Genomic DNA, 14,402 nt, shown 5'->3' with positions numbered 1-14,402 from the left:
GAGGGGATTACAGGTACAATAAGAGAGTATTTCGGAAATAAGGCAAGTATCATTTTTAACATAGTATATTTCAGCTCAATTTACACAATCGTACTAATGTATTCGGTTGCGCTTACAAATACTGCAAGTAGTTTTATCGTGCATCAATTGCACATGCCGGAGCCTCCAAGGGCCATTCTATCTCTTGTATTAGTGCTCGGCCTTATCGCTATACTAAATTTTGGTCAAGATATTACTGTAAAGGTCATGAGTATGCTAGTGTATCCTTTCATAGCTTCTCTACTTTTTATCGCAATATCTTTGATTCCACAGTGGAATACGTCAATGCTTAGCTTTTCAACTGTTTCAACTGCTTCAACAGGAACAGGATATTTTGGAACGATATTGATGATACTACCGATCATCGTATTCTCATTTAATCATTCACCTATGATTTCATCATTTGTTGTGAAACAGAGAGCTACGTATGGAATAGAAGCTACTGATGCTAAATGTGCTCAAATACAAAAAGTTTGTTATATCATGACATTCGTTGTTGTTATGTTCTTTGTTTGGAGTAGCACACTAAGTTTGACTCCAGAGGATCTAAAAATGGCGAAAGAACAGAACTTATCAATCCTTTCATATCTTGCTAATGAGCTTAATTCGCCTGTAATCACAATTGCAGCTCCTATCATTGCTTTTGTGGCTATAACAAAGTCGTTCCTTGGCCATTATATAGGAGCGTATGAGGTAATGCGTGACGTGATTATGAAGTTTGGTAAAACACGTGGAAAAGATATCGAAGAAAAAACAGTTAAGACAATGATCCTTACTTTTGTCGTATTAACATGTTGGTATGTAGCTTATGCAAATCCAAGTATTCTTGGAATTATTGATGCCCTTAGTGGTCCGTTAGTTGCTGCCATCTTATGTCTATTACCAATGTATGCGATTCGTAAAGTACCAGTACTGGCTAAATACAGAGGGAAAATGAGCAATGTATTTGTCATTATTATAGGTATACTTACGGTCTTAGCAAGTATTAAGTCATTATTCTAATTCGTTATTGTTAGTTCAAGTACTAAAATAGTGGGATATGAATAAAGAATGAAAGAGATGATGGATAAGATAAATCCACATTCGAATTTTAAACAAGTAATTTAATGAGGGTTAAACTCTAATATAAAAAGACATGAACAAAGATTAGTTCATGTCTTTTTTGTGTGGACGTTATTGCTAGAAGAGCGTTTAAAGTAGCGGTAGTAAATAAAATGTTTTTTACTAGGTATTTGAATAGAGGTAACTGGCATCTAGTCAAACTCAATATTATTTTGGGTGTAACTGGTGACTGCTTATGGGTAGTATAAACATAATCTCTCCTGTAAACCTTCTAATACTTCTTCAGGCACTTCCCTGACCTTAATATCCTTACCTAGGAAAAGTAGCCAATTTGTTATCTCTGTTAATTCATCGAGATTGTTAACATTGATAAAAGTCTTTAGAATGGCTGTGGATTGGTAAGGATTTGTATAGGAAATTGAAATTTTTAAAGGATGATATTTTTTGAACTGGGCAATCGCTTTTGAACCGAGTTCAAGTACAAGGTTGATTGCTTCGTCTTTCTTACTGAGTTTTTCCAAAATCTTTTTCTTACTTAATCTCTTTTTTGGCGTATAGGGTTCGACATTGATGAGATGATCGACAGGAAACATCTTCTTCTTTTCTTCTTTTACGTCAAAGCCTTCAATTATCCAATGGCTTTTTTCTTGATAAAGGTGTAGTAGATAAATTGGATAAGACGTGATTTCCGCCTCTTCTTTTAGGGTAATCAATAAATGGCTATCCAAAAGAAGGATTTGGATGAGTTTTTCTAACATAGGATGTGGGAGGTCAGAAAGCTCAAGTAAGTCGGGATTGTGGGGATTAGTCCCTTCAAAAAGTAAGAGTTGATTTAAAAGAACAAGGTCATCCTGCTGGATTTCTGAGATGAGTCCTAGTAGTTTTTCAGCTAAAGACTGACGACTCTTTAGATAGGGAAGTTGTTGGTTTCTTGTGGCCATAAAGGCAATAAAAAGAGCTTTGACCTCGTTATCAGTAAAGCGAACAACGGGCAGAATAGAGTTATGCATAACAGAATATCCCCCATCTCTTCCAACTTCAGCGACAAGTGGCATCCCCATGGATTCAATCTCTCTAATGTCTCTAATAGCTGTCGATCGAGAGATACTAAATTCTCGTATGATTTCAGAAATTGTAAAGTGAGAGCGGTTATTGATATACCGCATGAGTGTATTAATCCGTTCAACTTTTTTCATGTTGGTCTCCTAAACAGTATCATTTTTTGACATGATTTAAAGTTATTATAAACTCATCAAGAGAAAAGATAAATTACTTGATTAATTTAAAAGTGAGGAAGGTTTTGAATATGAAAAATTATTCTTTAGAAGAAAAAGATAGCTTTATCGTGTTAGGTATTGGAACTGAAATTAAAAGTGAATACACAGACTTTGCTGGAATAAATAAAGAAAAGGAAGACTTTTGGTCAGCTGTTAAAGAAGACGGAAGGCTGGACACTTTAAAAGCTTTAGCTACAAATGATTACATTTTTTCTGTGAGTGAAGCGGTGAATAACAAGATGATGTATTATGCTGGTGTCATGACAGAGGAAACGATACAAGAAGAATCTAGAGTTATCCAGTTTCCTAGGGGAGAATATTTAGTAGTTAAAGGGGAAGGCAAGACGGCTGAGGAGCTAAGTAATAAGCTTACTGGCATTGCCTTTGGTCAAGTCTTACCAGCAGTAAATGATTTCGCCTATGTTGGTGGACCAAATACAACGGTTGAGATGGGGCAGCGAAACGGTTTAGTATTTGGTGAAATGTGGATCCCAGTTGTTAGGAAGTAAGGAGATTAAAGGAGGGGTGGAATTGTCCTGTATCGTTGATTTTAAAAATGTAACTATAGCTGGCTTTGAGTCTTCGCCTGTAGCAGAAGCGCTTGCTGGTTTACGTGCTCATGAAGCACGTTACTTTATGAACAAATACAAGTATGAATTTACGGTTGTACCAGCTAATGAAAGCGGGGAGACTCTTGATTATGTGAATCGCATTTTGAAAAAAGAACGTGATATTGAGTTTGCGGCCAAACCTTTAGAAACATCGTGTTTTCAAGTGGAAAATATTAAATTTGCTTTTGTCTTTTATGAGGATGGTCTTGCAGTCAACGTCATGTATACACTGGATACCCCAAAGAAGCGTGCTGTTGGATTTAAGCTTTCTGAAGGAATGGAGGTACCAAAGGAATTAGAAGATAAGTTTAAATTTGCTAGGCAAAAGTCTAAACTTGCTGGAACAATTCGAGGTTCGTTTTTTGTAATAAAAGGAGAATATAGTGTAAGTTGAAGAATCAGTCCTTTGTTATATTGAGTTGTTTTTTTTAAAGGCGCTATGAAGGCTAACAATCTTGAATTGGTAGCCTTTTTTTATATAAGTAAATAATATTTACAGTCTGCTACACACTACGTTCTTATATAATGAAATAAAAGGAAATTACTGTAAGGTGGTGGTGGGGTGAGCAAAAAAAGGCTACTTGAGTTATTCTTAGTAATTTTTGCTTTACTATTCCTTCAAGTAAGCACTTTTACCAATGAAAAATTGAACGATAAATTTGGTAACCTTACTTTCTTTGTTGTATTTCTCATGTTTTATATCAACGTTGCATTTGTAGAACGGTATTTTGATGATATACATAAGTGGATTCGAAATATCATATTTCTTCTTGCCCTGTTAGTAGTAGCTTTAATATCGCTATGGATAGGTTACTTTTAAATTCTTACTTCCGAGAACGGGAAATTTGTGAAAACGAAAGTCCTTCAGTAAAAAAATGGAGGACTTTTCATCGTCTTCAAAATACGTTGAATCCCGATAATAGTACACTATATTAACTTTATATGAATAGGCATACATTAATCCTGTTCTCTCGTTAGTCATGATAAAATGAACGATAAGAAATTTATGTAAGATAAAGGGGGAAGATTCATGGTCAGTTTTAGTACTTTGCTAGCTTTTGCAATTGTTTCACTTAGCATGGTTTGTTCACCTGGGCCTAACATGATTTATCTCATTTCTCGCTCGATTACGCAGGGGCGTATGGCAGGATTCATTTCTCTTTTGGGTATCATGCTTGGCTTCATAATCTATATAATCGCAACAATGTTCGGACTTACAGCCCTTTTCCTTGCTGTTCCGTCTCTCTATGAAGCAGTTAAGTGGGCAGGTGCTGCTTACTTACTCTGGCTCGCATGGAATTCGATTAAGCCTGGTGCTACATCTATTATGGAACCTCGTACTATTGCTATTGAGCCGCCACAGAAATTATTTCTAATGGGACTTATGACGAATCTTCTGAATCCTAAGATTGCTATTTTGTATGTGTCACTTCTACCTCAATTTGAAGATCCTGAGAAAGGATCGTTGCTTCTACAAGGTGCAGTTCTGGGCTTTACGCAAATAACGGTTAGCTTTATAGTCAACCTCTTAATTGTATTTACAGCAAGTAGAGTTGCCAAATGGTTTGGCACACGCCCAACGTGGCTGCGAGTGCAGCGTTGGCTTATGGCAAGCGTCTTGACAGGTCTTGCTGTACGTCTTGCTTTTGAACGTCGACAGTAAGAGTCTTCTTCGGAAAATTTACCATCTTTTTGAAACGATTGTAAGGGGAATAAGAATGATATTAAAAATAAAGCCAGCTACTGTATGTTCTTACTTTTACCTAACGTTTTTTCAAAAATGGTAGTAGATGCTGTTTCTTTTTTAGAGGATACGGTAGGAATACCGTATTTTTTTATTTTAGGTACTCTTTTTATAATATGATCATATTATAAAAAGGGAGGAGGATATGAGTGCCTAAAATTGTTGATCAAATACAAAGGAAGAATCAGATAGCCACTGCTACTTGGCGTGTAATATTAGAAAAAGGTATTGATAAAGCTTCTATACAGCAAATCGCTGGCGAAGCAAACATTTCGGTTGGACTTGTTCAGCATCATTTTTCGTCTAAAAATGAATTAATTCATTATGCAATGAATTTAGTATTGAATCGAATGGAAGAACGGGCAAGCACTCGTACAAGTGAATTTAAGGGAACGAAAGAAGAAGCGCTTAGAAGATTAATGAAATTTATTATTCCTTCTAATAAAGAAGAAATGTTGGAAGGGAAGGTTTGGATTACATTTTTGGGTATATCCTTTAGTTCCCCAGAACTTATTGAACTTCGGAAGAAAATGGATGACCATACGAGGTATCTTATGGGAATAATTCTCGATTTAATGAGGGATCTAGGATACGTCACAGCAGGTCACAATAGAGAATTTGAATTAGAGATACTGTACGGATTTATCGATGGGCTAGTAATTCATGTCCTTCAAACACCAGATTCATATCCAGAAGAAAAAGTAAATCAACTTATTGAGTATTATTTAAAAGAAAAAAAGAGGGATTAATCGCATGAATAAAGTTTTCATTATTATTCTTGTAGTCGTTATTGTATTGATTATTAGGCAGCTTATCCCGAAGAAAGTAGATAGCTTTGATCTTCTTGGTATACCAATCATGGCTATAATCAGAACTTATATGGGTCTTCCAAATAGATTAGACTTTATCATTACAATTGAATTAATTAGCTTGCTTATATTAGGAGCGATAGTTGGTTATTGGCAAGCTAAGAGAGTGAAAGTTTTTCATCATAACAATCAATTATGTAGTGTTGGAGGCTATACGTATATTATCGGATGGATTATTATGATTTTGGGCAGGATTATTATTTTATTGTTGTTCAATCTTAATTCGCTCATATCGACATTTCATGCGGGACAGGAACAGTTTACGAGTGAAATAATTAAAGTTCTTTCTCATGCTGGAGATTGGTTAATATGGTCTACTATTCTTGCATCTTCCATCATGTATACCGTTACCTTATATAAGGATCACCCGGATATCAAGAAATTAATACAGGTTCGTTTTAAAGAAATAAAACAACGAATAAAATATTAAATTAACTAATTGTTGTTATATTGGGCTATTGTCAGCAAGCTAAAAAAACAAATACTCCCAAATAAGCTGTTTTGTTACAAGTTAGTATAAAATTTCGCTTAGGGGGGATTATGAGATTTTAGTTTAATAGCGATAATAAATTAAAGAAATCCCTCTAAACGAATTAGAAGGGTTTCTTTTGTGTCCATCTTATATACATTCCACATAGAATCATTGATTAATTCACTACAATTTATGTTGTTTTTTTAATCCTCCAAATTCAATAGCAGTTAACCTGCAGTTTCTATAATATAACCTAATCAATGTTAATATACGTTATATATAATAGATATTTACCTTATAAAATAAGGGGGAATATTATGAATGAAACAAACGCATCTTCAGGAAGCAATTTAAAAAAAGATGTAAAATTTTCTATTATAATCCCTGCACATAATGAAGAAAAGTACATTAGAAAATGTTTAGATTCGATTGCAACGGCATCAGAGGCATATAAAGATCAAATGGAAGTCATAGTTGTTTTAAATCGTTGTACAGATAAAACAGAGGAAATAGCAAAATCTTATAACTGTATTACATTAAAAAATAACGATAAAAACTTATCTAAAATCCGAAATGCAGGGGCTAAAATAGCTAGTGGAGAAATAATCGTTACTATAGACGCTGATACCATAATGACAGAGTCTATGTTGTCTAATGTAGATAAATATTTAGCTTCAGGTAAATATATTGGTGGTGGGGTAAATGGGAAGTTTGAAAGAATATCTTTAGGAATATTCTTTTCCGCAATTTTAATAATAATCCCCTTACTTTTTAAGTATGGAGCTATATCTGTAGGGATTTTTTGGTGCTATAAAAAAGACTTTATGGCAATCAACGGATTTAACGAAAATATGCTTATGGCAGAAGATGCAGATTTCGCTAAACGGTTAAAAGAATGGGGAAAGCAAAATAATAAGAAATTCGGTACCATTAAAAATGGAATGATAACTTCATGCAGAAGATTTGATACATATGGAGACTGGGCGTTGCTTAAAAACCCAAAAGTAATTTTAGCTTATCTAAAAGGAAATGATAAAAAATATGCAGATAAAACATATTATGATAACCAAGAAAGATAAAAATAGAGAAAATTGGTAGAGAATAGCTAAGACTCTTTTAGATATAATGAGAAGCCGATAAAATCTTGTATCATGCTTAAACTTAGTTATAAAAAATGAATAGATATTACAAGAAAACCATCAATTTGATGGTTTTTATTTTTTTATAAAAAATATTTTTTGACCCCCATAAAACTATGTACCCCTCCGAATATGTATAGTGAAGAAAATAAATAGAAGAAAAAATGGTTATAAAAGAACATTGAAACTTGTGTCAAATTGTTAGATTAAGCGGGGAATTCGAAGGTAAAAGCTAAAATTACCAAAAATATAGAGAAGAGTTATTTAAAGATTGCAGATAAAATAGGAAAAGAGTAGGCAAAACAAGCGAAAGAAAATAAGAAAGTAGATTAAAATACAAATTTAATTTTTGTGCTGACAGAAAAGAATAGTCATTAAGAAAACGGTGAAATAAGTTCGTACCGAAAAATATGAGTAACGGCAAGAAGACAAACCCAAAGAAAAGTACCAAGAAAATGTGGTTAAATGGTCACTTGTTTAGTGGCCATTTTGCTATTTGAAGGAGGCTGGGAGATTACTAGTGTTGAGTTTAGTAATGAAGATCTTAAGAAAACCGAAAATAGAAGATATCGTATGTAACATACAAAACAACGAAGGAGATAAAGAAGCGTTTATCGTACAGTATCAGCCTTTTATTAGAAAATCAATCTCATCTGTCTGCCGCCGATATATTACAGAACAGGATGATGAATATAGTATTGGATTGTTTGCATTTAACGAAGCAATTGAACAGTATTCATATACAAAAGGAAAATCCTTTTTAGCGTTTGCTGATCTTCTTATAAAAAGAGATGTAATTGACTATATACGCAAAGAGTCTAAGCATAATCTTGTCTTTTTAAAAGAAGATAAGCAAGAGGAAATGTTAGAAATGCAAGTGTCGCTTACGGAGTATATGAAAGAGATGGAAAATAGTAACCGTAAGGAGGAAATTCTTCATTTTCAAAGTGTGCTAACTGAGTTTAAAATCACATTTTCAGAGCTTGCTAAAGAATCTCCTAAGCATCGTGATACGCGTGAACATTTAATAGAAATAGTAAAGGTAATTATAAAAGATGAGGAAATGATGGAAGAGCTGTTCCGAAAGAAAAAGCTACCGCTTAAACATATTGAACCGCGTGTTAGGGTAAGTCGTAAAACGTTAGAGCGGCATAGAAAATATATCATTGCAATGTGTATTATCTTTGCAAACAACTATACATACATTCTTGATTATATAAGAGGAGGGAAGCATGATGAATAAAGGAATTGTAATGGATATAAAAAAACATAGCGTAGTTGTTTTAACACCAAATGGAGAGTTTATTACGTGTAAAAGAAAAGCGGATTCTTACATGGTTGGGGAGGAAATCTCATTTGATGAGCAAGAGCAAAGAGCATCGCGTTTTTCAATCCCTTCTTTCTTAAAGCCTGCATCATTACTTGTTGCTTGTTTTCTATGTGCGTTGCTATTTTTCTACAACCAACCGGAAGAAAAAGTATTTGCTTATGTCTCAGTTGATATAAATCCAAGTGTAGAGGTGAGCATAACAAAGGATCTTCGTGTTATAGATTTGCAAGCTTGTAATGATGATGGAAGGCGTATTTTAAAAGAATTGAAGCAATGGGAAAATAAACAATTGCAAGACGTAATACGTACTATTATAAAGCAAAGTCAAGAGGATAAGTATTTAACGAATGATAAGCAAGTTATGCTAACAGCTGTTGCAAAGGACAAGTCACTAGAACCACAGTTGGAAAAGGCTATGCAAGAATTAAAGAAAGAGTATGAGATAAAACATGTTACAGTCGTATATCAAAGTAGTACGTTGCAAATGCGAGAGAATGCTAAGAAAGCAGGAATTGGCACAGGTGTCTATATAAAGCAAGAGAATGAGAAGAAAAAATCGCTTACTCCTCCTGAGTCATCGTCCAATCAGGTGGAAAACCAAGAAGAGATACAATCGCAGCCAAAGCCATCTCCTGATGCATCACCAGATTTGTCTTCTGTAAAAGAAAAAAAAGACGAGAAGCCAGAGCATAAAGAACAAAAGAAAACAGAGGAACAGCCACCTAGGCAAACAAAAGAAAATAGAGGGAATCAACAAGAAAATAACGGTAGAGGATCTCAGCAAGAAAATAGAGGGAATCAACAAGAAAACAATGGTAGGGGATCTCAGCAAGGAAATAATGGAAACCAGCAAGGGAACAACGGTAGAGGATCTCAGCAAGGAGATAATGGAAATCAACAAGGGAACAACGGAAGAGGGTCTCAACAAGGAGATAATGGAAATCAACAAGGGAACAACGGAAGAGGGTCTCAACAAGGAAATAATGGGAATCAGCAAGGGAACAACGGAAGAGGGTCTCAACAAGGCAATAATGGAAATCAACAAAGGGATAACGGAAGAGGGTCTCAACAAGGAAATAATGAAAATCAGCAAGGAAACAATGGTAGAGGGTCTCAACAAGGAAATAATGAAAATCAGCAAGGGAACAATGGTAGAGGGTCTCAACAAGGAAATAATGAAAATCAACAAGGGAACAACGGAAGAGGGTCTCAATAAGGAAATAATGAAAATCAGCAAGGGAACAATGGTAGAGGGTCTCAGCAAGAAAATAGAGGACATCAGTAAGGGAATGAAAAGAAGAATCCATAGAAAATGGAAGTGAGAGATTTATTTCAAAGCTAAAAGGATTTATTATTCTATATTTCTATTAAGAAGGAGTATGTAAAAATATAATGGAGAAAAAAATTCAACAAGAGAAAGATAAATCAAAACCTATTTTTTATGATTCTAAAGGAAGAAGAAAGAAAGCTTTTAGTTGGTTTCTATGTATCTCAATAGTTAGCATAAGTATTGTATTTTATTTTTTCTTTCAAAGTATTTTTTCAACACCAGAAATTCCAAATATGAATTCTTCTGTAAAACAAGATACTAAACTGGTACCTATTAATCAAAAACTTAGCGACGAGCAGTTAAAGAAAGAAGAATTCAAACCCAATACCGAAGTGAAAAACGATGAAAATTTGGTGAATGCAACGAGCGACAGCAAACAACCGAAAGAAGTTTATGGTTTTTATGTCAACTGGGATGAAAATAGTACTGCTTCTTTAAAAGAAAATATCGATTCATTAACCACATTAGTACCGGAATGGTATCACTTAAAAGAAGACTTAACAATTAGTAGTGAGATAAAACCTGAGATTGTAAAGTTAGCAGAAAAAAATCATGTGAAAATTATGCCTTTACTTACTAACTATACAGAGGAAGCTTCTGGTCCTGATAGTGAACTTATTCATAAGTTACTGAATTCTCCAGATTATGTAAAGATAAAGTTTATTAACGATTTAGTAAAGCAAGTTGAAAAGAATCAATTTTCAGGTATTAATATTGACTTTGAGGCACTACCTGAAAGCGATAGAGAAAACTTAACAAATTTCATGAAAGAGCTTACTATGGTCTTTCATAAACATCATTTGCTTGTTACGCAAGATGTCCCTGCTAATGATAAGGCCTTTGATTATGGTGCATTAGCCAAAGTAATAGATCGTATGATTGTAATGATGTATGACGAGCACTATGGAGCAGGGGTACCAGGACCAATTGCTTCAAATAAATGGTTTGAACATACGCTCAATGAACTAAATATTCCGTCTGAGAAACTTATAGTTGCTTTCGGTAACTATGGATATGATTGGGAAGTAAATAGCAAAGAACCTGCGAAGTCTGTAACTTTCTCAGAAGTTATGACAATGGCTCAGGATTCAAATATAAAAATTCAATGGGATAAGATTAGTGGAAATCCTTATTTTCGATATAAAACAGGCGAGACAGAACATACTACTTGGTTCTTAGATGGTGTTACTCTTTATAATCAAGTAAAAATCGCAATGAACAACAATGCGAAGGGATTTGCATTATGGAGACTAGGAGCAGAAGATCCTACTATATGGAAAGCTCTAAAAAATCCTATTGAGGTACAAAAAAATCCTGATGCATTACATAAAATCGATAGTTTAGATGAAGTGAATTATTCTGGACAAGGCGAAATTTTGCAGGTTGAGAATGAGAGACACAATGGATTGAGAGATTTTAAAGTAGACGAAAATGGTTATTTTACAGATGAAGTGTATCAATCACTGCCGTCTGCATATGAAGTGCAACGATATGGAAAGCCAAAAGGAAAACAAGTAGCATTAACATTTGATGATGGACCAGATCAGAAATATACGCCGGAAATTCTAGATATATTAAAAGAGTATAAAATAAAAGCTGCCTTTTTTGTACTTGGTGAAAATGCACAACTAAATCCTAGTATTGTTAAAAGAATATACGATGAAGGGCATGAAATTGGCAATCATACCTTCAAGCATCCTAACGTCGCTGATACGTCTTTACTACGTACAAAAGTAGAACTTAATACAACTCAGCGCCTAATTCAGGAAATAACTGGACATTCTACGGTTTTATTTAGGCCACCGTATGAAGCAGATGCTAACCCGGATTCATCAAATGAAATACTGCCTATTTTGCGTGCACAAAATATGAACTATACGATGGTGGCAGAAAAAGTGGATCCTGAGGATTGGGCGACTCCATCCACAAATGAATTAGTAAAGCGTACTCTTAATCCCATTTATAAAGGGGAGGGAAATGTTATTCTTCTCCATGATGCAGGAGGGAATCGTACCCATACGGTAGAGGCGCTGCCGATGATTATTAAAGATCTTCAAAAGAATGGATATAGTTTTGTAACAATTTCAGATTTAATGAATAAAGAACGAGATGAAGTTATGCCTCCCGTTTCTTCTGAGGGTAAGCAATATCTATTTTACAATAAAGCTATCTTTTCAGGAATGGGATATGCAAAGCATATATTAACAACTATTTTTTATATTGCTATTGGATTAGGTATTTTCCGATTCCTATTTTTAATATATTTTGCATTCAAGCAGAAAAGAAAAACAAAATCTCGTTTATTTGCTAATTCGTCTTATCAACCTTTTGTTAGTGTTGTGATAGCGGCATATAATGAAGAGAAGGTTATAGCTAAGACTATTCACTCAATTTTGGATAGTAATTATAGAGAGTTTGAAGTTATTGTTGTTGATGACGGATCGAAAGATGGTACGTCAAAAGTAATTCAGGAAACATTCTATAAGCATCCTAAAGTGCGTTTAATTCAGAAAGAAAACGGCGGGAAATCATCGGCAATGAACTTAGGGTTTCAACAATCACGAGGAGAAATCATTGTCACTTTAGATGCGGATACTATTATTGCGCAAGATGCTATTTCTCTAATGATTAGACACTTTGAAGATCATAATGTAGCGGCAGTTTCAGGGAATGTTAAAGTCGGAAATAGACGGAATTTATTGACTACTTGGCAACATGTTGAGTATATTACAGGATTTAATTTAGAGCGCAGAGCTTTTGATGAGTTAAATTGTATTACAGTAGTTCCTGGAGCTATTGGAGCATGGCGTAAAAAGAATGTAGTTGAATCTGGGTATTTAAGCGAAGATACATTAGCAGAAGATACGGATCTTACTATAACGTTTTTACGTCAAGGGCATAGAATTGTATATGAAGAAAAAGCATATGCTTTTACGGAGTCACCTGAAGATGTGAAAAGTCTCATTAAACAGCGATATCGTTGGTCATATGGTACACTCCAATGTCTTTGGAAACATCGAAAAGCGTTGTTTAATCCAAAACATAAAACTTTAGGGTTTATTGCATTGCCCAATATGTGGTTATTCCAATATGTTTTGCAATTCATTGCTCCTTTAGCAGATATATTAATGATTATGGGGTTATTTGGTAGCAATCCACTAAAAGTTTTGGGATTCTATCTTGTATTCTTTTTAATGGATCTTCTCGCTTCTCTGTTTGCATTTAAATTAGAGAGGGAGAACCCTAAACCATTAGTATGGTTAATTTTACAACGCTTTATTTATCGTCAATTTATGACTTATGTAGTAATTAAATCTATATTCTCGTCAATTCGAGGAGTAGCAGTAGGGTGGAATAAACTAAAGAGAATGGGAAGTGTTGAGCATTCCCCTGAACATAAGGAGGCGTCATAAGAGAGCAGAGAATCTGCTCTCTTTTTTATTGATTTTAGTTGGTTGAAGCTAGAGTAGATGTAACATAAAACCTTCTGCGTCCATAACGAAATTTCTATTCATTACTGATAGTGAGACGTTATGTTAAGACACTCCTTTGTTTTCGGAATAAAGTTTTTTTTTATTTTTTTAAAATGACGGACACAAAAACGTATATGCTTTCGAATTATATATATGGATATCATTAATATTTATATAAAAGGGGAGAAAAAATATGAAAAAAACAAAAGAAATGTATGAAGAAATCGCTGAAGTATTAAAGGTATTGGCGCATCCTGTCCGTTTATCTTTAGTAAAAATAATGCTTGCAAAAGGCGCTACGAATGTAACAACAATGTATGGGGATTTACAAATGCCCCAAAGTACAATTAGTCAACATTTATCCAAACTAAAGGCTGCTAAAATCGTAACTGGTACTCGAAAAGGATTAGAAATTTATTATGAGGTAACGGACAATCGTACAAAAGCGATATTGGCAAGTTTAGTTTAAATGCTGACTTTCTAGACTTCGAAATTAAGAAGAGGATAGGAAAGTAATTCTGTGGCTATAATTTTTTAGAAATTTATATAAGAGCTATATTTATAAGAATATGTAATTTTCCTTCGCTACAGTTAATTCCTTTGAGAAATAAGCTTTTTTCATTTTAGGGGTATTTTTTGTTAGCTTAATAGTGATATGGCGATACCCCTATTATAAAATTTCAGAAGAATTCTTGACATAGAAGATGTAACAAAGTTGATAGGGTTCTTTTAGTCATTTAATCTTTTTATTTGATGGTCTTTTCCCCATTCAAATAGTTCATCCATAATTTGCATTAAAGATTTTCCATGTGCGCTTATTGTGTACTCAACCTTTGGTGGTACTTCTTGATATACAGTACGATGGATAATTCCATCAGCTTCAAGTTGCCGAAGTTGTTGTGTAAGAACCTTTTGCGTAATGTTTGGAATTTCTCGTTTTATTTCATTCGTTCGCATTTTTCCATCCATCAAAATACATAATATATGAACTTTCCATTTTCCACCGATTACTTCGAGTGTCGTTGCGATTGGGCAATCATCATTTTGATTCATTTA

General features: G+C 34.2%; 13 protein-coding genes and 1 pseudogene. 12 read left to right on the top strand and 2 right to left on the bottom strand.

Annotated elements, in window-relative coordinates; genetic code table 11:
- Positions 1-1,041, top strand: a 1,041-nt coding sequence (locus tag BAU27_RS21950; RefSeq protein ID WP_071771922.1) for an SLC5/6 family protein, incomplete at its 5' end; no start/stop codon positions are given.
- A gap of 293 nt (positions 1,042-1,334) precedes the next feature.
- On the opposite strand, the gene BAU27_RS21945 is transcribed toward BAU27_RS21950, so the two are convergent.
- Positions 1,335-2,297 carry a helix-turn-helix transcriptional regulator gene (locus BAU27_RS21945; protein WP_071771921.1) on the bottom strand — a complete coding sequence of 321 codons (963 nt, stop codon included), beginning with the start codon at positions 2,295-2,297 and terminating at the stop codon, positions 1,335-1,337.
- Between the two features lie 110 nt (positions 2,298-2,407).
- Between BAU27_RS21945 and BAU27_RS21940 the strand changes: the two genes are divergently transcribed.
- From BAU27_RS21940 to BAU27_RS21890, 11 genes and pseudogenes are all read left to right on the top strand, one after another.
- Entirely contained in the window at positions 2,408-2,887 is a 480-nt protein-coding gene (locus BAU27_RS21940) for a GyrI-like domain-containing protein (protein WP_071771920.1), read from the top strand.
- A complete protein-coding gene (locus BAU27_RS21935) occupies positions 2,874-3,383 on the top strand; it encodes a phage tail protein (protein WP_071771919.1) in 510 nt (169 codons plus the stop codon). Before BAU27_RS21940 ends, BAU27_RS21935 begins: the two co-directional genes overlap by 14 nt.
- A gap of 168 nt (positions 3,384-3,551) precedes the next feature.
- Positions 3,552-3,809, top strand: coding sequence for a DUF3963 domain-containing protein (locus BAU27_RS21930; protein WP_071771918.1), 258 nt, complete (start codon positions 3,552-3,554; stop codon positions 3,807-3,809).
- Between the two features lie 210 nt (positions 3,810-4,019).
- Positions 4,020-4,652 (top strand): LysE family translocator, encoded by a 633-nt coding sequence (locus BAU27_RS21925; protein WP_071771917.1) that lies wholly within the window; start codon positions 4,020-4,022, stop codon positions 4,650-4,652.
- Positions 4,653-4,882: 230 nt separating this feature from the next.
- Positions 4,883-5,482: a TetR/AcrR family transcriptional regulator gene (locus BAU27_RS21920; protein ID WP_071771916.1), complete on the top strand. Its 600-nt coding sequence runs from the start codon at positions 4,883-4,885 to the stop codon at positions 5,480-5,482.
- Positions 5,483-5,486: 4 nt separating this feature from the next.
- Entirely contained in the window at positions 5,487-6,032 is a 546-nt protein-coding gene (locus BAU27_RS21915; RefSeq protein WP_071771915.1) for a hypothetical protein, read from the top strand.
- Positions 6,033-6,391: 359 nt separating this feature from the next.
- Positions 6,392-7,153, top strand: a complete 762-nt coding sequence (locus BAU27_RS21910) for a glycosyltransferase family 2 protein (protein WP_071747518.1) — start codon at positions 6,392-6,394, stop codon at positions 7,151-7,153.
- 580 nt (positions 7,154-7,733) lie between these two features.
- Positions 7,734-8,456, top strand: coding sequence for an RNA polymerase sigma factor SigI (gene sigI, locus BAU27_RS21905; protein WP_071747517.1), 723 nt, complete (start codon positions 7,734-7,736; stop codon positions 8,454-8,456).
- A pseudogene (locus tag BAU27_RS21900) lies at positions 8,446-9,828 on the top strand (anti-sigma factor domain-containing protein). The gene sigI and the pseudogene BAU27_RS21900 overlap by 11 nt, the downstream one beginning before the upstream one ends.
- Positions 9,829-9,935: 107 nt before the next feature.
- Entirely contained in the window at positions 9,936-13,286 is a 3,351-nt protein-coding gene (locus BAU27_RS21895; protein ID WP_071771913.1) for a trifunctional glycoside hydrolase family 18/polysaccharide deacetylase/glycosyltransferase family 2 protein, read from the top strand.
- A gap of 253 nt (positions 13,287-13,539) precedes the next feature.
- Positions 13,540-13,815: an ArsR/SmtB family transcription factor gene (locus BAU27_RS21890; protein WP_071747511.1), complete on the top strand. Its 276-nt coding sequence runs from the start codon at positions 13,540-13,542 to the stop codon at positions 13,813-13,815.
- Between the two features lie 260 nt (positions 13,816-14,075).
- Here the strand turns inward: BAU27_RS21890 and BAU27_RS21885 are convergent, their stop codons facing one another.
- Positions 14,076-14,399, bottom strand: a complete 324-nt coding sequence (locus BAU27_RS21885) for a winged helix-turn-helix transcriptional regulator (protein WP_071747510.1) — start codon at positions 14,397-14,399, stop codon at positions 14,076-14,078.
- Positions 14,400-14,402: the final 3 nt, after the last annotated feature.

The sequence above is a fragment of the Bacillus sp. NH11B genome, assembly GCF_001884205.1.
Lineage (GTDB): Bacteria > Bacillota > Bacilli > Bacillales > Bacillaceae_G > Bacillus_A > Bacillus_A proteolyticus.
This window is presented reverse-complemented; position numbering and strand designations above follow the sequence as displayed.